This window comes from Stieleria sp. JC731, from assembly GCF_020966635.1.
Taxonomy (GTDB): Bacteria; Planctomycetota; Planctomycetia; order Pirellulales; family Pirellulaceae; genus Stieleria.
In genome coordinates this window covers 477,226-503,083 of sequence record NZ_JAJKFQ010000011.1, presented here as the reverse complement: position 1 = coordinate 503,083, position 25,858 = coordinate 477,226, and the positions used below count along the sequence as shown (strand labels likewise).

Annotated in this window: 20 protein-coding genes and 1 tRNA gene; 11 read left to right on the top strand and 10 right to left on the bottom strand. The window is 53.5% G+C overall.

The window, feature by feature from the left end:
• Nucleotides 1-368: 368 nt before the first annotated feature.
• On the bottom strand, nt 369-2,114 hold the full coding sequence (locus LOC67_RS18805; RefSeq protein ID WP_230264244.1) for a hypothetical protein: 1,746 nt from the start codon (nt 2,112-2,114) through the stop codon (nt 369-371).
• Between the two features lie 452 nt (nt 2,115-2,566).
• On the opposite strand from LOC67_RS18805, the gene LOC67_RS18800 reads away from it, so the two are divergent.
• Entirely contained in the window at nt 2,567-3,706 is a 1,140-nt protein-coding gene (locus LOC67_RS18800) for a glycoside hydrolase family 76 protein (protein ID WP_230264243.1), read from the top strand.
• Nucleotides 3,707-3,872: 166 nt separating this feature from the next.
• A complete protein-coding gene (locus LOC67_RS18795) occupies nt 3,873-5,930 on the top strand; it encodes an ATP-binding protein (RefSeq protein ID WP_230264242.1) in 2,058 nt (685 codons plus the stop codon).
• 575 nt (nt 5,931-6,505) lie between these two features.
• Here the strand turns inward: LOC67_RS18795 and LOC67_RS18790 are convergent.
• The 6 genes from LOC67_RS18790 to LOC67_RS18765 form a co-directional block, all read right to left on the bottom strand.
• Nucleotides 6,506-6,587, bottom strand: a tRNA-Leu gene (locus LOC67_RS18790).
• Between the two features lie 110 nt (nt 6,588-6,697).
• Nucleotides 6,698-7,234, bottom strand: coding sequence for a 50S ribosomal protein L9 (gene rplI, locus LOC67_RS18785; RefSeq protein ID WP_230264241.1), 537 nt, complete (start codon nt 7,232-7,234; stop codon nt 6,698-6,700).
• Nucleotides 7,235-7,345: 111 nt separating this feature from the next.
• On the bottom strand, nt 7,346-7,834 hold the full coding sequence (gene ssb, locus LOC67_RS18780) for a single-stranded DNA-binding protein (RefSeq protein ID WP_230264240.1): 489 nt from the start codon (nt 7,832-7,834) through the stop codon (nt 7,346-7,348).
• A 212-nt stretch (nt 7,835-8,046) separates the two neighbouring features.
• Nucleotides 8,047-8,454: a 30S ribosomal protein S6 gene (gene rpsF, locus LOC67_RS18775; protein WP_315861070.1), complete on the bottom strand. Its 408-nt coding sequence runs from the start codon at nt 8,452-8,454 to the stop codon at nt 8,047-8,049.
• Nucleotides 8,455-8,480: 26 nt separating this feature from the next.
• A complete protein-coding gene (gene pth, locus LOC67_RS18770; protein ID WP_230265082.1) occupies nt 8,481-9,059 on the bottom strand; it encodes an aminoacyl-tRNA hydrolase in 579 nt (192 codons plus the stop codon).
• Nucleotides 9,060-9,127: 68 nt separating this feature from the next.
• Nucleotides 9,128-9,709: a 50S ribosomal protein L25 gene (locus LOC67_RS18765; protein WP_230264239.1), complete on the bottom strand. Its 582-nt coding sequence runs from the start codon at nt 9,707-9,709 to the stop codon at nt 9,128-9,130.
• Nucleotides 9,710-10,576: 867 nt separating this feature from the next.
• Here LOC67_RS18765 and LOC67_RS18760 point away from each other — a divergent pair.
• From LOC67_RS18760 to LOC67_RS18730, 7 genes are all read left to right on the top strand, one after another.
• A complete protein-coding gene (locus tag LOC67_RS18760; protein ID WP_230264238.1) occupies nt 10,577-11,392 on the top strand; it encodes an MBL fold metallo-hydrolase in 816 nt (271 codons plus the stop codon).
• A gap of 121 nt (nt 11,393-11,513) precedes the next feature.
• A complete protein-coding gene (locus LOC67_RS18755) occupies nt 11,514-11,666 on the top strand; it encodes a hypothetical protein (protein WP_230264237.1) in 153 nt (50 codons plus the stop codon).
• A 142-nt stretch (nt 11,667-11,808) separates the two neighbouring features.
• On the top strand, nt 11,809-12,072 hold the full coding sequence (locus tag LOC67_RS18750) for a DUF485 domain-containing protein (protein WP_230264236.1): 264 nt from the start codon (nt 11,809-11,811) through the stop codon (nt 12,070-12,072).
• Nucleotides 12,069-14,003 (top strand): cation acetate symporter, encoded by a 1,935-nt coding sequence (locus LOC67_RS18745; protein WP_230264235.1) that lies wholly within the window; start codon nt 12,069-12,071, stop codon nt 14,001-14,003. The genes LOC67_RS18750 and LOC67_RS18745 overlap by 4 nt, the downstream gene beginning before the upstream one ends.
• A 257-nt stretch (nt 14,004-14,260) precedes the next feature.
• Nucleotides 14,261-15,757: a PQQ-binding-like beta-propeller repeat protein gene (locus tag LOC67_RS18740; protein WP_230264234.1), complete on the top strand. Its 1,497-nt coding sequence runs from the start codon at nt 14,261-14,263 to the stop codon at nt 15,755-15,757.
• Between the two features lie 307 nt (nt 15,758-16,064).
• On the top strand, nt 16,065-16,682 hold the full coding sequence (locus LOC67_RS18735; RefSeq protein ID WP_230264233.1) for a phosphoesterase: 618 nt from the start codon (nt 16,065-16,067) through the stop codon (nt 16,680-16,682).
• Nucleotides 16,683-16,732: 50 nt separating this feature from the next.
• Nucleotides 16,733-17,902 carry a cysteine desulfurase family protein gene (locus LOC67_RS18730; protein WP_261366986.1) on the top strand — a complete coding sequence of 390 codons (1,170 nt, stop codon included), beginning with the start codon at nt 16,733-16,735 and terminating at the stop codon, nt 17,900-17,902.
• A 131-nt stretch (nt 17,903-18,033) separates the two neighbouring features.
• Here LOC67_RS18730 and LOC67_RS18725 read toward each other — a convergent pair whose 3' ends face one another.
• Nucleotides 18,034-19,380 carry a PQQ-binding-like beta-propeller repeat protein gene (locus tag LOC67_RS18725; protein WP_230264230.1) on the bottom strand — a complete coding sequence of 449 codons (1,347 nt, stop codon included), beginning with the start codon at nt 19,378-19,380 and terminating at the stop codon, nt 18,034-18,036.
• A 196-nt stretch (nt 19,381-19,576) separates the two neighbouring features.
• Here LOC67_RS18725 and LOC67_RS18720 point away from each other — a divergent pair, with 196 nt between their 5' ends.
• Entirely contained in the window at nt 19,577-22,594 is a 3,018-nt protein-coding gene (locus LOC67_RS18720; RefSeq protein ID WP_230264229.1) for a hypothetical protein, read from the top strand.
• A 130-nt stretch (nt 22,595-22,724) separates the two neighbouring features.
• On the opposite strand, the gene LOC67_RS18715 is transcribed toward LOC67_RS18720, so the two are convergent.
• Entirely contained in the window at nt 22,725-23,714 is a 990-nt protein-coding gene (locus tag LOC67_RS18715; protein WP_230264228.1) for a DUF502 domain-containing protein, read from the bottom strand.
• Between the two features lie 355 nt (nt 23,715-24,069).
• Nucleotides 24,070-24,942, bottom strand: a complete 873-nt coding sequence (locus LOC67_RS18710) for a ComF family protein (RefSeq protein ID WP_261367027.1) — start codon at nt 24,940-24,942, stop codon at nt 24,070-24,072.
• Nucleotides 24,943-25,323: 381 nt separating this feature from the next.
• On the opposite strand from LOC67_RS18710, the gene LOC67_RS18705 reads away from it, so the two are divergent.
• The gene (locus tag LOC67_RS18705) at nt 25,324-25,644 is read left to right on the top strand and encodes a hypothetical protein (RefSeq protein ID WP_230264226.1); all 321 of its coding nucleotides are present in this window, start codon (nt 25,324-25,326) and stop codon (nt 25,642-25,644) included.
• Nucleotides 25,645-25,858 lie beyond the last annotated feature (214 nt).

Genomic DNA, 25,858 nt, shown 5'->3' with positions numbered 1-25,858 from the left:
CTCCTAATTGGCATCCTGCACAACTGATCCGTGGCGTGCGCGCAATTCCTGCTTCACTGTAGCGAAAGGGCAGGGTAGCGAATCAGCCAATCCGCCGAAAGCCATTCTTCGCCGAGCAGCGACCAGTGCCTCGTTCCATATGAAAATACGGGTTCGGGTCATCAGCCGACGGGCGATAGACCCGGTTATTGCACTGAAACCGTGGCTAACGCCATACGGCTAATCCTAAAATCGAGTTGGAACAATGCACAAACCTTGGCGACTGCCTCGATTGATGACAGTCTCAAATACAAAACGGGAGACAATAGGCAGGCTTCATCGATTTGGACATGCTCGCACATCCAATCAACAACCTCCGACGCAATCCGCTACGACTCGTTCTCCTCGGTGCGTTCTTGGCGATACCGATCGAGCTTGCTTGTAATGCGGCGACTGATCTGCCGGACAACATGCTCGGACTGGTTCGGGAAGAAAGGCAGGTTTTCGATACTGACCCCGGTTCGGGCGATCGCGAATCGCCACTGATCGGCTTGCTTGGATCTTGTCATGATTGGCGAAGGACGGCGCAGGAATAGTTCACGGATTCTCGGCTCCAAGGACTTCGCATTTGGCCCCATCCGAACCATGGCATCACAGATGCCTTGCATCACGCGGCGTCGCTGCAACCGATCCTCCAATCCAAGTGCGTCATCCAAGACCGCGTTCAAAATCGGTAGCGATTGTTCTGGATCGATATCGGCAAGTCCAACGATGAACGGTGCGGCTTGTTGATAAAGGTCAGGTGTTTTCCAAATTATTCGTTGTTCCGCTGTCGGCTTTGAAAAAGTGCCTGCTGGGAAACCAGCGAGTCGCTCGGCAAGGAAATTCCGCAAGCTAACCGATGTGTGTTCCATCACGATCCGCTTTGCGTAGGCATCTTGCATTTCGACCGGAGTCTTCTGGCTTGAGAAGACGTTTTTAATTTGTTCATCGATCGCAAGAATTCGCTCGTCCGCCACGATCCTTTCGATCAAACCGTGATCAGAATCCTTGGCATTGAACCAGAACATCCCCAAGAACTGCTTCGCAAGATCCAACTGAACTACAGTCGCGTTCGGATTATCCAGCGTTCGTACAACCTGTTCACGAAGCGAATCGATTGCATTGGGATCACATATTGGCAGGTTCAGTTCGATGGCTGACAGAAGCGATGGCTCAAGTTGCAGGGCTGACGAACCTGATTCCAAACGCTGCCGAGCGATATAGAACTTCGCATTGGAAAGACCACCGGAAAAGAGATTCGCATCGAAATCGAAATGAAAGAACTGAGCTGGTATCGCTTGCTTTCGATAACTCTTGCGAAAACGATCAGCGCCAGCACCATCAGTGATCGCAACCTTTCGGATCTTGAGTCGCCGCCCCTCGGTTCGCTCGTCCAAGCGAATGACCCAGTCAGCTTGGCTCGCCTCGACCGGGCTGACTTCGCGCAGCCGCTCGCTTCCACATAGCCGCATCGCCCATTCTGCTTTCACAGCTTTCATCGAAACAATCAGTTCACGGCCGCCGTGCTTTTTTGCCAGCGGCGGGTACTCTCGTACTATCTGGCCTGGGTCGATTGGATACAAACCGGCAGGTGAGTTGGCAGCTTCGGTCGTAAGTGAGTACGCAATGGTATTGGGCTTAGACGCTGCGGCTTCCTTTCCTGTTGCCACTGTCACAGATTTAACCTCGGGCAAATCGAGAAGTGCAGTGCACAGGTAGTCGCAATCAAGTGTCCTTCGCCGATTGGGCAACTCCAGTCGAACATGCCCATGGAGCTTGATTGGTTCGACAGGTATCACATCAGGCGAGCACTGTCGTTCATATTCCTGCTTCGCCACATATCGCGAGGGCTGCATGGCTGCCCAACCGAGCAAGATTGCGATGCCAATCGCGATTAGCGTCGACCGAGCGGATGTTTCTACAGGTAGCAGCCGACGAATGATCGCTGTCGTCAGTAGATACACGAAAACGGTCGGCACATAGGTCAGGACTAGCCCCGGAATGATCAGAAATAAATATCCGATCACAACCAAACCCGGAGCGGCGAGTACTAGCCCAGCCAGTACACCGGTGATGACAAGTGCATACTTCATCGGACTATTCGCTACAAACTGACGACGTTCCAAAGTGCATCCGACCTAATCGTGCCAGTCCGAAGCACCCCATTGGCTGATCCGCGCAGCCTCGTTCAAACCTAGCTTGCATGGTAAATGCGGGCACAAGAAACGCTTGCCCAGCACAAAATCAACCTCCGCGATTCGCCATTCGGGCATGGCCAACTTTGAAGCCTCTTGTGATCGGTATACCGGCACGAAAGCAGCCTCCAGGTAGTCAGAGCCGCCATTAAGCCAGCTTCTTGTCGAAACGCATGTTCGACACGAGTTGGGCGGGGGGATCTAGACCACTAAAAGACGTGTCGATATCTCGGTACTTTTTAAAAGTTAGGGAAGCGTTCGCAAAGAAAAATCAGTCATCACCGCTTACAAAATCGTCTCTGTCTCGTGCCCCATACGACGGGCTCCTACCTACACTTCCTCAGTTAACGATGACAAAAAAGATTACCTGCCTCGCGTTCCTGCTGATCTGCATCCAGCCCTTTGTGCCTGCATTTGCGCAGGATTCCGACTCAAATAAGAACGAGTTCTACAAACAAGAAATGAAGTCGCTTCAGGCGGCAATCCAGAAGCACTTTGTCGATCAGACATCTGGCAACTACCTACTGGTCGTCGACCCGAACAAGCGTGAACGAAAGGACGGCTACCTTCGCGAGTACACCTATATCTGGTCTTTGTGCGCGATGTTCCAAGCGGTCAATGAGATTGAAAAAGTTGATCCTAAGTCAAAGCTAGTCGATGCGATGATCGAGAGCATGGATCCATACTGGGATCCGGCTCCGCCAGTGGCTGGGTACTCAGACTACCTCATGGCTCTGAAACCAGGCGAACGATATTACGACGACAACCAATGGATCGGCATCACCGCTTTGGACGCATACGAACGTACGGGCAAGGAATCGTACCTAAGCCTAGGAAAGTCAATGTATGACTTCATGATGGGTGGCTACGATGATGTGCTCGGCGGAGGGATCTACTGGAAGGACATTTCAAAAGAAACCAAGAATGCATGCTCCAACGGTCCGGGAGTCTTGGTCGCTTTGCAGATGTATTTGGCGACCAAGGATGAAAAGTATCTCGATTCGGCTCTAAAGATTTACGATTGGACCAACAAAACTCTGCAGACTCCATCAAAGCTGTACTACGACAACATCAGCCCCAAAGATGGCAGCATCAACAAGGCGATCTTCTCCTACAACACCGGTACGATGCTTCAATCGAATCTGTACCTGTATGAGATCACCGGCGAAGCAAAGTATCTAAACGAGGCCAATGCAATTGCCGAAAGCTCGTTGGAGTATTTTTACGGACGCGATCGCTTCCGCGACGACTACTGGTTCAACGCGGTTCTACTACGAGCCTATCAGCATCTGCTCAAACACAATTCCGATTTGAAGTACGTTCGCGCGTTCAAGCGATGCCTCGACAATACGCTGCGTCGTCATAAAACCGAACAGGGTCTATTCGCCCGCCGTGGTGAAGTCCGCAGCCTGGTCGAGCACGGCGGGATGCTAGAAATCCTAGCCAGATTCGCGTGGCTCGAAGATCACGTCGATTTGGCAAGCGAGTAATCCGAAGCGATCGCGTTAAACGCCGTTCGAGTACGGACCGTCTCTTGTGACCTGATCACAAACGGACATCCTTATAGGGATAGCCCTAAATAAATCGGGAAAAGTGCCAACATCGCGGAGTAGCCGATGGGCTAGGGTTGGGAATCCCCAATTAAGGATTCCTACCTTGAACCTGTCATGCCTTCACCGCGCACGCGAACGAGTGGTTCGCTGGGTCGATCAGGCACTACCGAGCGCCTACCGAACAGGTGACGCCGAGAAGCTGCGCATCGGTCGCCTTACGATCAATAGCGCCATCATCGTGTTCTTCGCGGGGTCGACTTATTCATTGGTCTACCTTGCGATGGGGTTGCCCTTACCGGCAATGGCCCCCGGGCAAGCTTTCTTTACCGCTCCACTGGCATTCTTGATGTTCCGGTGGACGGAATCGACCAAGATCGCCGGCAACTTGATGGCGATGACGTGCTTTTACGGGGTCGCCGGGGTGATCTTCACAACCGGCGGGATCAATGCGACCGGTCTATGCTGGTTCTACTTTGCACCCCTGATCGCGACGATGATCGGAGGTTGCCGCTCGGGTCTGTTTTGGTACGGCGTGTCATTGGCGACGATAGTGCTACTGTACTGCCTCGATGACTACTATCCGTTTCCGACCACTCCCATTCCGGATGCCTTCGAGAGCACCTACCGGCTGATCATCGCAGTGGGGTTGATCACCGTAGTCGTCGCCGCAGCCCTTTCATTTGGTGCCGCGCAAAAAGTTTCAGCGACGAAACTGCAGTCCGCGACCGCGATTGCGGAGCAGGCCTGCGAGAAAGCCGAACTCGCACATGCCTCCGCAATGTTGGTCGTCAACAATGTTGCAGAGGGATTGGTCATGGTTCGCCTTGATGGCACGTTTGCCAACGATCCGTCGGCACGATTTTGTGACTGGTTTGAGCCACCCGAGGCAGGCCAAACGATCTGGGATTGGCTACAAGGTTATGATCAAACCCTAGCAGACAGCCTTGAAGTCGGATGGGAACAACTCTCTTACGACTGGATGCCGATCGAACTGGGGATCGATCAACTGCCAAGCCGTTTTCACCACGACGGAAAAGAATTCCGACTTGGTTACAGACCGGTTCTTCTGGGAGATCGGCTGGAACACATCTTGGTCATCTGCACTGATATCACATCCGAGTTGGAGGCCGAACGAGCCAGCGAAGTACAACGCGAACAGATGGCGATTTTCTCACATTTCGTTCGTGACCCCAAAAGCTTGCTCGAGTTTGTCAAAGAATCCGATCGCTTGGTTTCGAAGCTTACCTGTGGACAAGGATCCGACGCGGAACAACGTCGCTGGATCCATACGCTCAAAGGTAACTGTGGTCTCTTCGGGATGCATCAATTCGCCCGATGGATTCATGAGCTGGAGAATGAATTACGCGATGAAAATGGTGGTTGCACCAACACACAGCGAGACCTAATCGCAGCTCAATGGACATCGATCCGCGGCCGGATCTCAACAATCATCGATATCGAACGAGCCGACCAAATCTCGATCGACAAGAAAGCTTATGACGCCGCGGTGCAGGCCGCTGAAAACGGCGAATCGAGTGAAAATCTCGCGATGATGATGCGGCAATGGAGCTGGGACAAGGTCAGCAAACGCCTAGAGCTAATCGCGGAACGTGCGCGTCAGCTGGCTCAGCGTTTAGGAAAGGAGCATTTGGAAGTCGATGTACTCGCCGAAGATATCCGACAACCCCAATGCGACGGCTGGAATGCTTTTTGGAGTTCCGTGGTACACGTGGTACGCAACGCCATCGATCATGGGATTGAGTCCGCTGATGAACGAGCTCAGCTCGGAAAAGACTCCAGTGGTCACGTCCATTTGAAAGCGCAAGAGTCTTCAGACTTATTCGTTTTTGAAGTCGCTGACGACGGCGGAGGTATCAACTGGGTCAAAGTTGCAGCCCGCTGCAAAATGCTTGGACTGCCCTGCGAAACCGAAGACGAATTAGCCGATGCAATTCTTGCAGACGGCTTGTCCACGAAAGAAACAGTCACGGAGATATCCGGACGTGGCGTGGGAATGGCGGCGGTAAAAGAGGCCTGCCAGATGCTTGGAGGACAGATAGAAATAGAATCGGAACCCCATACGGGTACCACATTCAGATTCATATTTCCGTCGTCTGAAAAAGCCGCTCTTACGCCACAACTAGCACCAAGCAACGCTTAGTCGACGCCTCCTCCAGGATTTCCATCCTCCATCAGCCGCATAGCGTTATCCACGGTTGTCAAACTTCAACTTCCATCATCCATTAGCCGCATGGCGTTAGCCACGGTTATCGAACTTCAACTTCCATCCCCATTAGCCGCATGGCGTTAGCCACGGTTATCGAACTTCAACTTCGACGCCTTCTCCGCTCTTCCATTCTCCCAATTCGCTTCAGCTTTGCAGGCTCGGAATAAACGAGGCGACCCGGCGAGGAAACCAAACCGATTGGCTCGCCCCGAGTGCTCTCTCACCTCGCTAAACTAGCGACATGAATAACTCAAATCCTTACGAGCCACCGAGCAAGCCTTCGGAACAATCTCGCCGATTCAACCCACTGCGATTCTTGCTTTTGCTGATAGGCCTAGGTGCGTTGGCCACCTTCTTGCTCCTGCCAGCCCTCCGATTCTCGACACCAAGGGTCATTGAACCGCCGACGGTTGTCGAGGAATGAGTTATGCGGAGACCAGATCAGTAATCTGTAACAACCGCATCCTTTGCGCATAAAAAAGCCGCTTCTCAATGAAGAGAAGCGGCGATAGGGCTGACAGGAGTCGAACCTGCACTTCCGAAGAAACTGGAACCTAAATCCAGCGCGTCTGCCAGTTCCGCCACAGCCCCTGGTGATTTGATTTGGCACAAGATGCATGGCAAGATCGCCATGCATGTACCTTTCTATTGCCTCAAAGACTCACACCATCTCATGGAGCGAGTCAGTATTTCGCCAGTGATTAGCCAGCGGTAGGTGCGTCTTCGGTTGCGGTTGGAACAACCCAGACCTTGAGGCTTGCGTCGACTTCGCTATGCAAGTGAATCTTCACTGTGTACAGACCAAGTTCACGAAGTGGACCGTCGAGGCGAATCTGATCGTTGGCCATGTTGAAGCCAGCTTCTTTCAAAGCACCGACGATTTCGTGAGGTCCGACGCTGCCGTACAAATGACCTTCGTCGTTCGCATTGGCTTCGATCGTGATCGACTGCTTGCCTAGTTCGTCGGCCAGATCGCGGTAGCTCTTGAGCTTTTCCAATTCGATCGCACGCAACTTTTCACGGTGCTTCTCGACCATTCGCTTGTGGTGCTCGGTCGCGATCGTTGCCATCCCTTGTGGCAGCAAGTAGTTGCGAGCGAAGCCTGGCTTGACTTCGACGATCTCGCCTTGCTTTCCAAGGTGCTCAACGTTGTGAATGAGCAGCAATTGAATTCCGCCATTAGGACCTTGTGGAAGCCGCTTGAAGGGTCGTTTGACGGTGCGTCCGTGACGTGGCATCGTTCTATTTCTGTGCGAGTGGTTATGGGATGATCTGATTACTTGACCGACTTAGCGTCGTGATACTTGACCGATCCTTGCGTCGTGGCGGTTTCGATCAAGTTGCTGCAATCAGAATGGAATGTTTGGGTCTTCGTACCCGGCTCCGCCGCCGGTAGGTTGCGCATCACGTGCACCGGCACCTGAATGCGAATCATGGTCGGAGGAATCGTAATGACTTTCGTATTCCCCCGTATGTTGTCGCGACGGTCCGCCAGGACCACCGGAACCGGAGCGTCCTCCGAGCATTTGCATTTTCTCACAAATCACTCGCAGCTTACTCCGCTTTTGACCGTCGGTTTCCCAACGATCCAGTTTCAGTCGGCCTTCAATCAAGACCGGCGAACCCTTGGACAGGTATTCGCTCGCGACTTCCGCGTTTCGGCCCCACAATGTCACATCGACAAAGCAGGCTTCCTCGACCCAGTCTCCGTTGGCAGTTTTCCGACGATCATTGACGGCAATCGTGACGTCGGAGACGGCTTGGCCGCTGGGAATGTAACGCAATTCAATATCACGCGTCAGATTCCCGACCAGAATGACTCGGTTAAAACTGGCCATTTTGACCCTGGTTGTGCTAGCGTAGTTCGATGAGGAAACATGCCGCCGCAACCCGGCCGCAAAACGAGGACTCTATTCTAGAGATCAAACCGGTGATGAACAGGGCTGATTGCGACGATTCCTCCGCCGTGACTGCGAAAACGCAATGGGACGACATCGAGGACAGCCTGACACAATCAAACTTGCCCGCTCAACAACGAATCTCGGTCGAATCAGTCGTCGCTATCGCTGTCACTGTCGTCATTATCATCGCTAGCCGCAGCAGCTTCGCCTGACGGAGCGACGGGTGATGCACCACGTGCGTTCGCCAGGATTGGCTCGACCAAACGAGGATCCAACTTGATCGTCATCTGACGCAGAACTGGCTCGCAAAGTTGGAATGCACGATCCAACTTAGGAACTTCGCGTCCTTCCATTTCGAAGTAAGTCAACCAATAGGTACCTTTTTGGTGACCTTCGATTGGGTAGGCCAACTTCTGCTCCATCCAAAGTCGGTTGACTTCGACTTTGCCACCAGCTTCGGTGATCAGATCTTCGATCTGCTTGCTAACCCCACCGGGATCCCGAGCGTAGTGGTTGCTGTCTAGGATGCACAGTGTTTCGTAAGTGTTCTTCGCCACGACGTTACTCTTTCACTTTTGTCAGGTTACTTCGGTTCTGCCGAACTCGCGTTGAATTGGCTCATCGTCTGATCAACTCCGTCGGTAACAAAGCTGATTGCCGCATAAGCCGCACGCGTTGTCGCAGCCTCGAAGGTCTCTTGTTCTTGCTTGGAAAATTTTCCCAAGACATAGTCGGTTACCGCCCAACCTTCAGGAGGGCGTCCGATCCCGACCCGCAGTCGTGGAAACGACTCGGTACCGAGATGTCGGATGATGTCCTTCAATCCGTTTTGGCCCCCGGCACTACCGGACGGCCGCAACCTAATTTTGCCACCCGGCAGATTCAAGTCATCACAAATGACCAGCAAATCTGAGGGTTGCAACTTGTAAAAATCCATTGCCTTGCGGACGCTTTGCCCACTGGCGTTCATGAATGTTTGCGGCAGGAGGATCGCCGCCTTTTCGCCTCCGATCGAAGACTCAGCAAGCTCGCCTTCGAATTTAACTTTCGTCCCGCCAGCCGAGGTGAGCACCGCAACTTTGTGGGCCACGATAAAGCCGACGTTATGCCGGGTCTGTTCGTACTTTCGACCTGGATTCCCTAGGCCTACGATCAACTTCATCATGCAATTCCAAACAGGCCACGTTCCACTACAAATCGATTGCAGAGAAACAAGCCAAGACGGGCGACCTACTCGTCAGCACCTTCTTCCGCTTCGACCGATTTCGCACCCTTTGGCTTCTCGATGTGGAAGACAACGGTGTCCGCAGGGGTGACCAACTCGACGTTTTCGGGCAATACCAAATCACCAGCGGTGCGGTTTTCGCCAGCCTTAACCGGAGTCACGTTCAGTGCGATCGAATCTGGGATCGCAACAGCGGGGCAGCTAACTTCGACTTCGTGAGCATTTTCAATCACGATGCCGCCTTGCTTACCGCCGGCCGGATCACCTTTGAACTTGATCGGAACGGTGACGTTCACACGCTCATTCATGTCGACACGCTGAAGGTCGATGTGCAAAACTTCGATCCCCAACGGATCAAATTGCAAATCGCTAACCAGAGCGGTCTCTTTGACTGCACCTTCAAGCTCAACAATTTTGCTGTGATGACGCAGGATCGACTCGACGGTCTTGCGATCAACTGAAAGGTGTTCGTTTTCTTGTTTGTGACCGTACAAGACTGCCGGCACCTGGCCGGTCTTGCGCAGCCGTTGCGAAGCCGCCGTGCCGAGCTTGCCTTCTCGCTTTTGGACCTGTACCACTTCCGCCATCGCGGATCACCCTGACAAATTGTTCTGTTCTGTTGTTTCCATGCCCGCAGTTGAATCCATCTCTGCAGCGGAATGATGCAGCCGAATCGCGGCTGGCCTCTCAATCCGTTTTTAGAACTCAACGGGGCCCTCGTCATCGCCGCAACTCGCAGCGAAGCGGGTAAGTATGTCACGCCCGCGATTCTCTGCAAGCCCAAACGGCACAAGGATTGCCGTCAATTGATAACTGATCGACAAAGTTCCACCTTCAACAGTAGCCTGACAGCTTTTGAACAGCGAGTTAGCCCACCCAGAAAGCCAGCCAGAACCGTCCCAATCGGACCAATCACTGCTTTTTACCGCACCTTCAAACTCTCCCAACTGCGAATTGCCAGCAAATCCAGGGACAGAGCACATCCGCAACAGGGACAGAGCACATCCGCAACAGGGACAGAGCACATCCGCAACAGGGACAGAGCACATCCGCAACAGGGACAGAGCACATCCGCAACAGGGACAGAGCACATCCGCAACACGGACAGAGCACATCCGCAACAGGGACAGAGCAAGGATCATCTAGGGCAGCTAGCATTTGGTCGGATCGCCGCAAATCTTCTCGTAGTGCTATGTCCCCGTTCATTTTGTTTTGCTGGTAGTGCTATGTCCCCGTCCTACTCGTTGCGTGCTATGTCCCCAACGAATCGCGTGCTATGTCCCCAACGGATCGCGTGCTATGTCCCCAACGGATCGCGTGCTATGTCCCCGATGGATTGCTTCCCCGATGGATTGCTGATTTGTCGCCCCGCTTGGTCAACTTAGCTTGCTATCGATAAGATGGTGGACACCGGTTGATCCCCCCGCTTCTTGGCTGCTCCGTGAGTTTTGGTGATGATGTTCGTTCCAGAAACCAGCGACCCAGGCAAAGGTGTGGTCACGTTTTTGGGAACCGGGACCAGCGTCGGGGTTCCCGCGATCGGATGTGGATGTGCGGTCTGCCAAAGCGACGACCCGAAAAACAAACGGACTCGATGCGCGATCACAGTTCGGCTCCCCCAAGGCACCCTACTGATTGACACACCGCCGGATTTACGCCAGCAACTTCTTCGTGAACGGATCCGACTGGTCCACTCGGTGCTCTACACACACGAACATGCCGACCACATCTTTGGACTGGACGATCTGCGTCTAATGCCCTTCAAACTGGGTCACGCCATTCCACTGTTCTGCCCACCCGCCGTCGAACAACAAATTCGTGCTGCCTATAGCTATGCGTTCTCCAACCGCGAAGACACCCACCCGGGAGCAACGCCGAAACTAGACCTCGTGCCGATCGATGAATCGAAGATTGAAATCCTCGGAGTCGAAATTACGCCAATCCCGATGAAGCACGGCCCTCATTTCAACGTGCTTGGGTTCCGGATCGGCGACTTTGCCTACTGCACCGACACCAATCACATTCCTGAAGCGTCGATCGAGAAACTTCGCGGTGTCCACACCTTTGTTGTCGGGGCTTTACGAGAAGAGCACCACCCGACTCATTTCAACCTGAGCGAAGCGATCGAAGTCGCCAAGGAGATCAAAGCTTCGCGAACACTGCTGACACACACCGGACACCAGCTCGATTATTCGACCACCAATAGTGAGCTACCCGACGGGATCGAACTGGCTTACGACGGGATGCAGGTTCCGATAGAGCTCTCATAGCCACCGGCGAACACTGGCAACAAAGATCGTTTTGATTGTTCCACAGCGGCTTCCAGCGCTTTCGTTCCTGTGAAGAACTCCAAAGCTCTGCGACCTGCTGATTTTCAGGTTTGATTTCGCAATGAGCGTTCTTCTTCTCTGCGATATCAACCGAGAGATATCAGCGGAGAAAGAACGCTACCTTCACGGAGTGAAGGGCGACAATGGAAGGCAACAGGCTACCAACATTCCATGTTGTCGCCTGCACGTTGGACTTCAGTTGGAAACCACCTAGCGGCACTTCAATTGGCAGCATTATCATTGTCGAGTGTCGACTGAACACATCCGCAGTCCAGGTCTGCTATACTACGCGTCCCGCCTGCATATTTGCCCACCCTTCCATTCATCCCACCATCCTCTCCCCGCCTGAGGTTTCGATGTCATCGCTGCCTGATGCCAGTCGCTTCAACGCACGTTTGGGACTTTGGCTATTCGCGATTTACCTGCTGCTCTATCTGGGCTTTGTTCTGCTAAGTGCATTTGCTGCATCCGTCATGGAACGCCCCGTCTTGGCCGGCTTGAACCTCGCGATTGTCTATGGTTTCGGACTGATCATCGGCGCCCTAGTGATGGCCCTTATCTACGGTGCGTTCTGTAAACGCGAAACAGAATCGACGGGGACGTTGGGAGACAACGAGTGATTTACGATCCTTCTTGGGTTGCGGTATTTGTCTTTTTTGGGTTTGTCGGTGCCACGGTTGGCCTAAGTTTTTTCTTGGGTCGCAAAGCCAAATCATCCGAAGGCTACTTCGCCGCTCATGGCCAAATCCCATGGGCGGTCAACGGAATCGCGTTCGCAGGAGATTATCTCTCCGCGGCATCATTCCTTGGCATCTGCGGCATGATTGCGTCGTATGGCTACGATGGCTTTCTGTATTCCATCGGCTTTCTAGCCGGTTGGATCGTCGCATTGTTTGTGATTGCCGAACCGATGAAAAAGCTCGGGCGGTTCACGTTTGCCGATGCGTTGGACTCCAAATTTGATTCTCGCGGCATCAAGGCCGCTGCCGGTATCAGCACGCTTGTCGTTAGCGTCTTTTATTTGATCCCACAGATGGTCGGTGCCGGTTCTTTGATCCAGCCACTGCTTGGCTTCCCTCATTGGGTCGGCGTCGTCCTGGTCGGCATTGTTGTCATCACGATTGTGGTCACAGCGGGCATGGTCTCGACAACTTGGGTGCAATTTCTGAAGGGATCGCTGCTGGTCATTTTCAGCGCGATCTTAGTCATGCTTTTGATCGGCCGAGGCTTTCAGGCAAAGCCAGATGCCTTTGAAAAGTTAGGCCCAATGGCATCGTCGGCTGTTGATGGCGAAACGATCGAGGGAAGAACAGTCATCGCCCCTAGCGATGGCTGGGAAGAACACCCGGACTTGGTTCGCTTGGAAGATCCCAACGGCAACGGATTCGAGGTGTTTCATGTATATCCGGCCGAAAACGAAGGCCAAGTCGTTCTGCGAAAGGCCCAGGCAATGCGCAAAACGAACGACGGAAACTTCGTCGACGGTGTTCCTTTTGGCCGGGGCGAAGGCGAGAAACAGTTCTTGCCGGTCGGAACGATCGAAAAGCTGCCCGATGACAAACAGGAGACGGGCGGCTTAGGTCTGGTCAGTTTCTTCACAACGCTGAAAGACAGCGAGATCGTCCTTTGGCGCAACAAAACGGTGACACACGCCGACGGTAGCAAATCGACGGTGTATTTCCAAAAGCTCACCAAAGGGAACGAAGTATTGCGTCCGGGTGAACATCCCAAGTTCGCCGGCATCCGTGGCGACTCGATCATTGGAAAATTGAACTTCCTGTCGCTGATGCTGGCACTGTTCTGCGGCACCGCTTCGCTGCCACACATCCTGATCCGTTACTACACCGTCAAGGATGGTGCGGCGGCACGAAAGAGCACAATTGTTGGCATCGCCAGCATCGGTTTTTTCTATGTGCTAACGCTTTATATCGGCTTGGGCGCGATGACCAGCGGATCGATGGATTTGACGGACAGCAACATGGCTGCCCCATTGCTTGCTCGCAGTATCAGCACGTGGCTATTCGCGATCATCTCGGCGATCGCATTTACAACCGTACTTGGAACGGTCAGCGGATTGATCCTCGCCAGTAGCGGCGCGGTCGCGCACGATTTGTTGGTCGGCGTGATGGGAATCAATCTTTCGGAAGAAAAGAAAGTTCGTATCGCGAAAATGGCTGCCGTCGTGGTCGGCGGTATCGCCATTGTCCTGGGAATCCTATTCAAGGAAATGAACGTGGGTTACCTGGTAGGCTGGGCATTCAGCGTGGCTGCCAGCGCCAATTTACCTGCGCTGGTAATGCTGCTGTTCTGGCAGGGCACAAGCAAACAGGGCATTGTTGCCAGCGTTCTGGTTGGAATGATCAGCTCGCTCGGCTGGATTCTCGTTTCCAGCGACACCTACAAGTCCGTCTATGGCTGGGATCCAGAAACCGCAATCGCACCGTTCAGCCAGCCAGGGATTGTCACGATTCCACTAGCGTTCGTGACGCTGATCGTGGTTTCCAAGATGACAAAGTCGCCAGCTCAATCAGAAACGGTTGCTACATCTTGATTGCTGTTTGTGTTAGCAAACGCTTCGCCAACAAGTTGCTGAATCTGGTCAGCAACTTAAGGGAACTTGATCCGAGCTGCCAGCAATCCAAACGCATCACAATTGTTTTTGCTCAGGCATGCAATATTTCTCGGGCGGACAATGCTCGGGCGGACAATGACTTCGCCTCGGATTGGTAATGCGGCAGACCAGACGTTCTAATTGACGACGGTCACACCACCGCTTCACCAGATCATATTTCAAGCAGTGAGACTTCTATGCGTTGCCAATGCCTCGCGATCCCGTTTTCCGGCTTCGCCTTGTTCGCCTTTGGATTCGTTGGCTGTGGAAAAGAGAATAGCCCTGAATTAACGCAGACCCAGACTGCGCATGTATCGGCGGCACCAACAATCACAGCGGATGCGAAGCTCGATTCCGTCGTGGCGACCGAAACGGCCAACCAAGTCAGCACACCCGCCGAGACTGCCGAAGATGATTTGATTCCGATGCGTGGGACCACCGCACAGTGGCCACGCTTGCTGGGCAGTGACTTCGACGGTGTCGCACCGGCCACAGCGGCAAAACCGGACTATACAAAGAAGCCACAGATCACCTGGACATTGATGGTGGGTGACGGGTATGGCTTGGGAAGCGTTTCTGACGAAGTTTACTATCACTTTGACGCAACTCGCGAAGGGCGACAGCTGAAACAAAGGCTGCGTGCAATTGAGCTAAAGTCTGGAACGACGATCTGGTCAGTCGAAAAGCCGTTCGACTATGCGGACCTGTATGGCTACGAGAGCGGACCGCGAGGAACTCCCGCGATCGCAGGAGACCGCATCGTCACGTTCGGTGTCGAAGGCGAATTGACGTGCCGAGATCGTAGTGATGGCAAAGAAATCTGGAGCGTTTCGACCAACGAAAAGTATGGCGTTGTCCAAAACTTCTTCGGTGTCGGGGCCTCGCCTTTGATCCTCGATCAAATGGTGATCGTTCCGGTCGGTGGCAGTCCTCCGGAAGACCAGGCGATCGCCCCAGGACGACTTGACCGAGTCATCCCGAATGGCACCGCTTTAGTCGCGTTCGATCTTTCGACCGGCGAGGAACGTTGGCACTGTGGCGATGATTTAGCCGGTTACAGTAGTCCACGAACGATGCAGATCGATGGTTCGACAATCATTCTTGCGTTCTGCCGAGATCACTTGATCGCCGTCGATCCGAGCGCGGGCAAAGTGCTGTGGAAGCACCATCACCGCGCGGAAAAACTTGAAAGCGTAAATGCGATGATGCCCGTCGTTGATAGCCGCCAAGTCTTTATCAGCGAGTGCTACGACATTGGCAGTACCCTACTGGATGTTGATCGCGATCAAGCCACGGTTGTCTGGAAAGATGAATCACCAAGCTTGCGCCGTCATGCGATGCGCTGCCACTGGTCCACCCCCGTTTTGATTGACGGATATCTTTACGGTTGCAGCGGGCGAAACAATCCAGACAGTGATTTTCGGTGTATCGAATTTGCGACCGGAAAGCTGATGTGGGAAGACGGCCGTCGACGCCGAAGTTCCGTCACTCGTGTAGGGGCGGAACTGTTGATCATGGATGAGTTCGCAAAACTGCAAGTCGTTCATCCCAGCCCAGACAAGTTTGACTTGATTGCCGAACACGACTTCAACGAACAGCTGACGCCTCCCTGCTGGGCGGCCCCGATCGCCATCGGAAATCGCGTCTTGATCCGCGGTGACCGCCGGGTGCTGTGCTTGGCATTTCCCGAATAACATCGCTTGGCCTAAACAGCCCATCTGTGGGGAATGGTCTCGCCAGGGGGGATGTGCCGCGAAAACAATGCCCACGCCTCGCCTACTTCGACGACGGTTGCGATCCTGCTAGGCTTTGCCTGCAGCGTTAACGCAAATAATGGCCAGCAGTTGCCTATTGCCTAAAAGCGTTCACTGCAGGCTGGCGACACTCTTTCTATGATCGCCCCTGCGTGATGACGCTCGCTGTTTCGCTTTCTGCCAGAGCCTATTCTCACAGACGCCTATTCTTTTAGGCATCCGCCAAATCCATACCGCACGCGACGCTATGCCAACCACCGAAGAACATGTGCTTGTCATTCCGGCCTCTGTCATCGAATCGATCGGGGCCTTCGAAGGATTCGAATCCGATATCGATCGTTATCTGGGACCGATCCTCAACAGCGATCAACTTTCCTATCAACCGCGCGGCGCGATGGAAGTCGACCCCAGCTTTAAACAGCTAATCCCATACGTTGTGTTGGAATGGCAAAACGAAAACGGTGAACCACAGGTTTTCACCTATACACGTGGCGGAGGGGGCGGTGAAAAGCGGTTGCATGCAAAACGAAGCATCGGGATCGGAGGGCACATCAGCCAAGAAGACTCTGCAGGAAACGAAGACGCCTACCAAGTCGGCATGCGTCGTGAATTAGAAGAAGAGATCCAACTTGACGCCGAATACTCCGATACCCAAGAAGGACTGATTTACGATCCATCCAATGAGGTCGGGCAAGTCCACCTGGGCGTTGTTCATCGCTTTCGTTTGTCCGCCCCCAACGTTTCGAGCCGTGAAGATGATTTGGCCGAAGGCGGATTTGTTTCCGTAGCCGAACTGCGTCAACAGCGTGAAAACCTGGAAACATGGAGCCAACTGGCGCTCGATGCTTTGTTCCCCAATTCGTGACATCGAATCACTGGCTTACATAGCCACCTGCACCCGACAGTGAGATTGCGTTGATTTACCTAGACAATCACGCCACGACGCCGTGTGACCAACGAGTTGCCGAGTCGATGATGACATGGCTTGTCGAACGCTACGGCAATCCGCATAGTAGCTCGCACGAAATGGGGCGAGAAGCGGCTGAAGCGATCGACACGTCGATACAACAGATCGCACAAATCCTCGGTGTGACTCCGGAAGATGTGCTCATCACCAGTGGCGCCACAGAAAGCAACAACTTGGCAATCGACGGTATCTGTCGCCATCCGCGACAGAAACGCAAACATCTTATCACCTCGACGATCGAGCACCCGTCGGTACTCGACGTGGCCAAGCGACTAGAGCGTGATGGCTATCGCGTTAGCTACGTCAGTGTTCATCCGCAAACCCATAAGCTGGCCGGCCAAGTCGACTTGGATGAACTTCGTGATCTTATCGACGAAGACACCGCACTCGTTTCGATCCATTGGGCAAACAACGAAATCGGTGGCATTCAGCCAATCGAATCGATCGCAAACATCGCTCATCAAGCAGGAGCCTTGCTGCACAGCGATGCGACTCAGGCCGCGGGACGTATCGAAGTCGATGCGAAGGCGATGGACGTGGACTTAATAAGCGCATCGGCGCATAAATTCTATGGTCCCAAAGGAACAGGACTGTTGACCATCGCAGGTGGTTCAGAGCGACGCCGCGTCCGCCTCAAACCGCTGATCGTCGGCGGCGGCCAACAAAGAAACTTGCGTAGTGGCACGATGTCACCAGCCAATACCGTTGCAATGGCACTGGCCCTTCAGCTGGCGACCGAGGAACAATCGGAGTCGCATCGCAACGTCCAGAGCCTTCGCAATCGGCTGTTCGCAAGACTTGCAGATGCTGTTGAAGGCATCGAAGTGAATGGTCAACCGCTTGAATCGACCAGCCGCTTAGCTGGGAACATCAACATCATGCTTCCTGACATTGAAGGCGAAGCGTGGATGACAGCGTGCCGCGACGTCGCGTTCAGCAGCGGATCAGCCTGCAGCAGCGTCGATGCGAAGGCGAGCCATGTGATCATGGGTCTTGGCAGAACCGAAAGCGATGCTCGTCGCAGCGTACGGTTTGGAATCGGCAAATTCAATTCAGCTACCGAGATTGACCGAGCCGCAGAACTGCTGGTCGAAAGTTATCGCAGGATCCGAGCTTGATCCGAGGAAACGGTCAATCACGCGAGACGCATTGACACCGATGAGCCGTAAACACGATGACAATCGCCGCCGACTTGCAGCGGCGATTGCACACGCTTGTTGAGAGAGGTTCTGAGCTTTGCCGACGGAAACTATTTTCCGATCAGATAAAGCGAATGACGTGTTCGCATCAGCAACGAATCACCGTTGTATGGAACAACGCTGGCGACGGTGAACTGGTCATCGTCAGCAACAGGGTTCGTCGCGACCACGGTCGGTTCGGCCGAATCCAGGGGACCGACAACGGAGGTCGTGCCGTTTTCTAGCGTCGCATACAGATGGTTGTTGGCGACCAAGGGCGAGCTGCTATAGCCGATGCGAGTCTTATCAATTTGACATTCCCAAATCGTTTCGCCGGTTTGGATATTCACTGCCGTCACGAGCCCTCGTTCGTTTCCATCATCGACGACATAAACACGATCGCCGTCGACGACTGGTGTTGGCACATCGCTACCGATATCGTCTCGTTCCCAAATGACACTTTCACGGCCCTCGCCAGCGATGACATCGCTGATTCGGCAAGCTGTAACCGTATCGCCGCGAGAATACGGGCAGACCACGATGTCGCCTTGAACAATCGGCGATGAAATTGACCGAAAAAATTGGTGTTTCGTCGGATTGAAACCTCCGACGCGTCCAAGCTCTTTGCCATCTTCGGCTGAGTGAATTGTTAAGTGGTCAGCACCCATGACCGCGATCAGGTTTCTGTCAGGAATCGCAACCGGCGTGGTGTAGCTTTGCGAGGCTTCACGTGGAGCGTCAAGGTTTCGACTGACCTTCCATGCTTGCTTGCCACTCTTGCGATCAAATGCGACTAGGTAACTGACATCTGTATCGACAGGCATCTTAACCTCCTTGCCCTCTTCCGGTGATTGCATGACCGCGATCACGATCAAGTCACCGATCAGCGTTGGGCTAGATCCCAAATCCCACCAGAGCAAATCCTTTTCGTATTCGTCTTGCAGGTTAATTTTCCAAACGACATCGCCGGACATATCCACGCAAGCCAAATCGCCACTGCGGTAGTAGGCAAAGACGTACTGCCCGTCGGTGACCGCCGAAGGATTCGCGCCACTTCCTTTCTTGTGCTTCCCTTGGCGATCCTCGCCGACAGCGGTTTTCCATGCCAACTGTCCACCATTTTTTAGGTCGTACGCCAGCAAGACATTGCTGCCATCGATTCCGGATGTCACAAATGCATAGTCACCTGAGATGACGGGTGTGCTTCCACCCCGACCGACCATTGGTTGTTTCCAACGAACATTCTGAGACTCTGTCCACTCGATCGGATAATCACCCTGTGGAGCGACGCCGTTCTGGTGCGGACCACGCCATTGCGGCCAAGATGCGGAGTTTTCCGCCTGGACTGATGAACAATCGATTGCTGCCACGCAGCAGATGGTGGCAATCGCGACGGATAGTATTGAGGTGAGACGCATGGCGGGATTCCTGCAATGTGAATCGCCTCACGCGGTACAACGAGGACACCTAGCACCTAACAATGCGGGCGTCGCAGTCACCGTGTGAAGCGGGGCAATTGAGCAATGAGATCGGAGGGTTGATGCCGATATGGTATGATGAATCAGCCCGAATGATAACACTGTTGTGCACGCCGCGTTGTTTGAACAGAGAAAAATGAAAAGGCTGCTTTACCCTATCGGCATGAACGGAATCGACGATGGAGTCGGCGGCTGCCGAAGGTACAGTCGTGGTTTTGCGATGCCCAGCTTTCTCACCCAAACCAGACGCCTGTCTGTTGTGCTTTTGATCGGTTTGGCCGCCGACTTACCCTTCGGCTGGGGTCAGACGTCGACAAATCCATCGGCACCAACACCGGTTGCACAGTCCGCATCCGGGACGCCCCAGATGCCAGCTTCAGAACAGACTCAGACTGGCCAGCGATCCGAAAAAGCAATCAGCCCGCAACAGTTGGCAACCGGTAGCTATGCCGATCGGCAACGAGCCACGTTGGAGATGTGGCGTCAACGTGAACTGTCTCGTCAAGCGGTCCAAAACGCCGCGCGGAATCAGGACCCCGAAGTTGCCGAACGTGCCGAATGGATCCTCCGCCAATGGCGAAGCGGAATCTTGCCTGGAGTCAACGAACTCGAATCACAGCCAAAAACTTCTGGCACAAGCCTTTCACGCAACGCTGCATTGGGCGCTGTCCTTGAACAAGGTGCCTTCGAAGCCGTCTTGATAGCCGTCGAAGAGTCAGCTGGCACAATCGAATTCGAACAGATCCAACGTCAAGTCGCTCGAATGCTGACCGAACGTTTTCCGATCTATGTCGATCGAGCTGCTGAGTTGGATCGACTTGAAGCGCTATTGCAGCTACTCGATACGGTTGCGATTAACAAGGAGATAGCGTGTACCATCTGGGATCTAAAGCATCACCTCGGTATGGCCATTGATGTTGATAGCTGCTTGCCAAAAGCGGCGCGGACTTGGTCTCAGACAGATCAATTGATTTGCCGATCTTTATTCGCTTCGCTTCATGGTGATCCGTCCCTTGCGATCAAGCTTGCCGAACAAGCCGGCGATGCGGATATGATCCGAATGACCAAAGTTATCGCCGGGGACTGGGAAGCGATCCTGGCTGCCGAACAGAGCAAACTCAATGCGGTCGCTGATCAGCCGGAACGTGTCGAAGCGTATGCCTGGCTTTTCGCAGCCGCACATCGCACCGGTGCAACGGATATCGAACAAGACGCGAAGAAGTTCTTGCTGAGCAACCCCGGCAACGAAGCCAGCACGTTGAATGAACTGCGTTGGCGCATTCTGGCTCTTCACGACAATGTTGATGATGCGATCGAGGTTGCGGCACGAGCGGACAAAGCAAGTGCCGCAAAGATAGCCGTTGCGGCCTCGCGTCATGATCGGGCGATCGCTCATTGCGGCTATGATCCGCAGTTAATATCGGGTGAACTTGAACAATGGATCGATATCGCCTTGGCCGAGCAACGCGAACTTTCCAATCGCGGTGTCGGCGAATTGGCACCGTCGATCGAACAGCTCTACGCGTTTTGCCGATTGTTGATCCGCATCGATGACAAAGATTCCGCCTTTCGGATCTACGAACGCTTGATCAGCCGTGACTTCATGGTGACTCCTTGGGGGCATTCTCTGTTGGATCTAACGTTAACGGAGCTGACGTGGGTGCGGCAGATGGATTGGGTAGCGAAGATTGCGGTCACAGAAAATGACAACAGCACCAACCCACGGACTCGCGAAGTCATCGCGAAGGCAGCCGGAACGGATCGCGAAACCTTCGATTTCGTCCTCGCGATGATGCAGCAGATGTTCCCGCGAATCACTTACTTCCAAAGGTTCAACGCGACATTCGATCTATTCCGAGGACGAACGCCCACATTCACAGGACGCTTTGCGGTCGAGTTCGACAAGCAAGCATTTTTCGACAAGATGTTCTTGATGTTGTCCAATGCGGAGATGGGCGAATCGCAATCGGACTGGCGTTCTAGATCTCAGACGAACACAAGTAAATTATCGGCAGAGCTGTTTTCTAGCGTTCTTGAGCTGTTCCAGCTGCACGGACGCCTGGATTTGATGCGACAGGGTGACCAACTACTTGCGATGCAAGGCGACACAGACGCAATGATACGCTTGGCCGAAAACGCCTATGAGCAAGGCGAACTGAAAGCCTCGCTGGCGTTATGGGACGAAGTCGTCAATGACAGTGGCGCGCTCACAGCTACCACCAATGTGATCACGCTTGATCACAGCGTCGGTTTTGCCAAAGCACTAGTGGGCAAATGGTTGATCGCAAAACGCTCTGGATACCAAGAACTTGCCAAGGAGTACGAAACGCGGATCGCGTTAATCGCGATGTCACCTTCGCTAAAACTCCGACACGAACTCTCTGACTATGTCCGTGAGCATGATCAAGAAGTGCTCGCGATTTCCATCCTTCGAAATCTTGTCATTCAGAACAGCTACGCCGGCCCTGATGCCCCGGATCAATTTGGCGTTAGCGTTTCATATGTGAGCGCTATCAGCAATCTGCATGAAGATGCCCCCGAAACTTTTTCGCAACTGAACGTTGCACTGGATGAAGTCGTTAAGTGGAGCGACATCGCCGTTTTAGGCATCTTGAACGATCCCTATCTGGAACGCACCTACATTGCGATGCCGCTAAGTGTTCGTACAACCAAACTGCAGCATGCAATTGATACCGATGATTCAGCGCTTGCGAAAAAATCGATCGCACAAATTGAACACTACGATCGCCTGAATATCGATTTTGGCGAACGACTGCTTCCTAAAGTCAAAGAAGCCGGAATGGATTCGATCGCAGCCGAAGCAATGGACCGTCTCATGGATCGCGGTCTGAAGCATGTCGAACGCTATCCGTTTGACGCGACCTCACTGAATAACTTTGCCTGGACCGCGGCGGTTAATAACCAACGAATCGACGACGCACGAAGGCTCAGTCGCCAGGCAGTCTTCCTCGAGCCCGACAGTGTCGTCTTTCGCGATACCTTAGCCGAAGTGATGCATCGCATTGGCGACAATCAGCAAGCACTTGCGATCGAGTCGGCATGTTTGCTGGATACGCCAGACGATTGGCACCTGCACACACAAATCAAGAAGTATCGAGAGCTTGTAAAGGCTTCTCAATCAAAGTCTGACTAAATGCTGGCAGGGAAAAGCCCCTGCTACTCTCCTGCAAAACATTGACTCTCACAGACGTTGTTTGCCCAAAGCGTCAAACATCTTTACGGGGCCGTCTCGAGGCAAAACCGAGCAACGTCGTCGAAGAAACCTAAACCCTCGAAGGATCGCTTTCAGCGGTGGACGTGCTTGGCAACACAACCGCTCCGTCACGATACTTGGCTCTGGGTCGTCCTTCGCCGCCGTTACCGTTGCGGGTGATTCGTTGATTCGGAGGAACCACGACGCCACAGCTGACGACGAATTGGATGGCTTCATCGACCGTCATATCGACATCGATCGTATCGCAGCGGCGCACCGTGACTGTAAATCCCGTCATCGGCATCGGACTCGTGGGCATCAACACACTTAGCATCGGCTCGCCTGTCGCGTCAGCAAGCTGCAGAATGCTGTTGCCGGTGACAAACCCCAATGACCAGATGCCCTGGCTGGGATACTGAACGGCAACCACGTTGTTGAATTCAATTTCGCGTTCGCTGAATGCAAAATCAGTAACCTGTTTGACGCTGCCATAGACCTTGTTGACGATCGGAATCCTCAAGATCGCTGCATCAAAACCGCTGACAAACCAGCGGCCAAGGCTGAACGTGAATAGCCGCCCCACAAAATAGAGGACCGTGACAAACACGATCATGAAGATGGGCAGCACGTACTTCCGTGGCAACAACTTCACTTGAATGTAGCGGTGCCAATATCCACTTGCCGATGTCAACGCAGGCGAGTCAGCGGTGAAGTAGTCCGCGTTCTCATCAACCGTGTCGACAACCTTCTCTGGCAGGTACTTACGCCCAGTTGGACCAGGAACATACAGAACGCCATCGTAGGTGAACGAGTTATCGCCCTGGGTAACCGCTTCGGCAGGAATGGTTTCCAGCACGCCGCCACCAAATTGGCTTTCCTGGTACCAAACGATCGCCGTCCGCGTCATCGACTCCATCGGCCGCAAGACGTAGCTTTCGGTTGTGTTCCACGCCCAGATCAACACCGATATCGTCAACAGCGGCGGCAGGACAACGCCCAAGCCGCGAAGAATGAAGCCGCGGAAGTGCGCTGATCGGGATGTTTGTGGTTTCTCGTTCACGGATGACCTGGAATATCAATTCAGCCTGGATGGCTGACGAGGGCACATATGCTAGGAAAATCTACGCTATCGCTTGTGATTTGGGTCCGAAATCTCCAGCCCTTCGCCTTCGGAGTGACCCCATCGAAAAGTAGTCGCCCGCGGGCGACCATCATCACCCTAGGCGCAATCGGCGTCTTCGCAAACATCTTTGCATTCGTTTTGTTCTGATCGAGCCTTTTTCGTGCAATCCGCCGATTTTTCCAAGTACCCAAATCCACTTTAAAAAAAGTCGTTGGTAAGGATCTCGAATTCACACGATTCAAACGAACACTATCAGCCTGAAAATCCTCGAGTTTTGGCTCAAAAACCTCGTCTAACTGGATGCCCGCGCAACAACAGCAACGGTCACACGCGACGCACCTGCGTTCTTTAAAGTTTGCGCAATTTCGTTCGCCGTTGCTCCTGTGGTCATCACATCGTCGACCAAAAGGACGTGCTTACCCGTTAAATACGGACGCTTTCGGCTACGCCAACCAGGCACGGTCACCCGAAATGCCCCTCGAATATTGGCCTGCCGCTCTTTTTCGCCCAACAAGGCTTGCTTGCGAACCCGCCGCGTCATCGCGAGACAATCGACAAGCTTTGTCTGCGGCCATGCGTCAGCATTCGCATCACGAAGCCCCATTGCGATCACCCGGCTGCCACCAGCACCACGAGAAATTCGCCTCCAAACGTGGGAAGGCACCGCCGTGATGATGTCCGGAACACCAACTTCATGCGGTGAATCTGAAAAATGTCGGCACAGGCAATTCCCGAGCCGACGCCCCAAAGCATCAGCCAATGCCATTTGATGTCCGTACTTTGATGCGATCACAGCATCCCGAATTAAGTCGTGGTACACCCACATCGCGACACAGGCGTCAAAATGAATCGATTTACCGATACAACCCAAACATCCCTCTGCCGTTGGATCCAACGCTGTATCGGCATGGTTGCCGGGCAACGAGGCTTTATTCAGTAGCTGCGGATCGGCCTGGACAGTTAGGTCCAATTTGGCCGTGTCTGCAAAAACGCCTGCTCGTGACCGGAACGCACCGGCCCCGGGAAGCCCACAAACCGGGCAAGCCGACTGCATGACATGTTCGCTTGACCGAAACACTTTTTCGCATTGGCCGCAAAAATCTTCGCCTTCGGAAACACAGCTGTCACAGAGCCTGCACGTTGGCGGCAGTAGCAATCCAAGCATTTCACCCCACAATTTCCGGGGAAAATGATCCTGTGGTGGTGGTTGGCGAGACATCTGCCTGGAGGTCATTGGTTCGCCCTCAAAAAAAGAAAACTTTTCGGTGAACCTTTTTTTGCCGACCGAGTCTGTACGATCATCAAGAAGGAAGGACTAGTCTGACTCACTAGCCTTTCAGAACCACTTACGCTACGGTTAGCGTAGGTAAGCGAACCCACCCCTGGCGGTACATTAGCAAATTTGCCGCTTCGCGTCAGTGAATTGACGGGCCAAAGGGCTTGTCGTGCATTAATATTTCATCGCTGACGCTCATGGGAGCGTTTTCGCAATTGTCCAATTAACTCTGCTCCACGCCGCACCGCAAAAGGTGCCGGGAGGTTTGAAATGCGTTTTGAACAAATCATCGCAGTTGTCGCACGTAGCCTGGTCATTGCCGGTGTCCGTGAAGTCAAGAGCGTTGGTACGTTTGCACGCGTATCAGACCTCTGTCTTTGTATGGCGTCTGTATCACCCGGGAAGGGCATGTATCTAGGACACCAACCAATGTTGCATCAGCTGCAACACCATTGGAATTGGGACTGGAATACATCGACCGCCGATCCGGCCACAGCCATAACGGCAAGTAAACGGAAACGTTCGCTAGCCAAACGGCTGCTAGGCCTAACCGGCTTCGGCCCCAACGCTCTGCACTGCAGAGACTGCTGAATCGAGCCTTACAGCGGACCCGACAAAATCGTTTTCGCTGACAACTCAATTTAGCTTTGCCGAACTCCGGTGATTGACCAGCCGCACGCGTCCTTTATTGGACTTCGTCGCGACTGTTCCAATCATTCGTAGCTCGCCCACTGTCGCTATCGCGTTTGCTGGCTTTGCACAAACGCATCGAAGTTTTCACAACACTTCGCTCAGCAGACTTCGG

What these genes read in the sequence shown, in the direction of transcription:
- LOC67_RS18805 (WP_230264244.1), bottom strand. Translation starts at nt 2,114, where the DNA reads ATGAAGTATGCACTTGTCATCACCGGTGTACTGGCTGGGCTAGTACTC.
- LOC67_RS18800 (WP_230264243.1), top strand. Translation starts at nt 2,567, where the DNA reads ATGACAAAAAAGATTACCTGCCTCGCGTTCCTGCTGATCTGCATCCAG.
- rplI (WP_230264241.1), bottom strand. Translation starts at nt 7,234, where the DNA reads ATGCCACGTCACGGACGCACCGTCAAACGACCCTTCAAGCGGCTTCCA.
- ssb (WP_230264240.1), bottom strand. Translation starts at nt 7,834, where the DNA reads ATGGCCAGTTTTAACCGAGTCATTCTGGTCGGGAATCTGACGCGTGAT.
- pth (WP_230265082.1), bottom strand. Translation starts at nt 9,059, where the DNA reads ATGAAGTTGATCGTAGGCCTAGGGAATCCAGGTCGAAAGTACGAACAG.
- LOC67_RS18765 (WP_230264239.1), bottom strand. Translation starts at nt 9,709, where the DNA reads ATGGCGGAAGTGGTACAGGTCCAAAAGCGAGAAGGCAAGCTCGGCACG.
- LOC67_RS18760 (WP_230264238.1), top strand. Translation starts at nt 10,577, where the DNA reads ATGATGTTCGTTCCAGAAACCAGCGACCCAGGCAAAGGTGTGGTCACG.
- LOC67_RS18755 (WP_230264237.1), top strand. Translation starts at nt 11,514, where the DNA reads ATGAGCGTTCTTCTTCTCTGCGATATCAACCGAGAGATATCAGCGGAG.
- LOC67_RS18750 (WP_230264236.1), top strand. Translation starts at nt 11,809, where the DNA reads ATGTCATCGCTGCCTGATGCCAGTCGCTTCAACGCACGTTTGGGACTT.
- LOC67_RS18740 (WP_230264234.1), top strand. Translation starts at nt 14,261, where the DNA reads ATGCGTTGCCAATGCCTCGCGATCCCGTTTTCCGGCTTCGCCTTGTTC.
- LOC67_RS18735 (WP_230264233.1), top strand. Translation starts at nt 16,065, where the DNA reads ATGCCAACCACCGAAGAACATGTGCTTGTCATTCCGGCCTCTGTCATC.
- LOC67_RS18725 (WP_230264230.1), bottom strand. Translation starts at nt 19,380, where the DNA reads ATGCGTCTCACCTCAATACTATCCGTCGCGATTGCCACCATCTGCTGC.
- LOC67_RS18720 (WP_230264229.1), top strand. Translation starts at nt 19,577, where the DNA reads ATGAAAAGGCTGCTTTACCCTATCGGCATGAACGGAATCGACGATGGA.
- LOC67_RS18710 (WP_261367027.1), bottom strand. Translation starts at nt 24,942, where the DNA reads ATGCTTGGATTGCTACTGCCGCCAACGTGCAGGCTCTGTGACAGCTGT.
- LOC67_RS18705 (WP_230264226.1), top strand. Translation starts at nt 25,324, where the DNA reads ATGCGTTTTGAACAAATCATCGCAGTTGTCGCACGTAGCCTGGTCATT.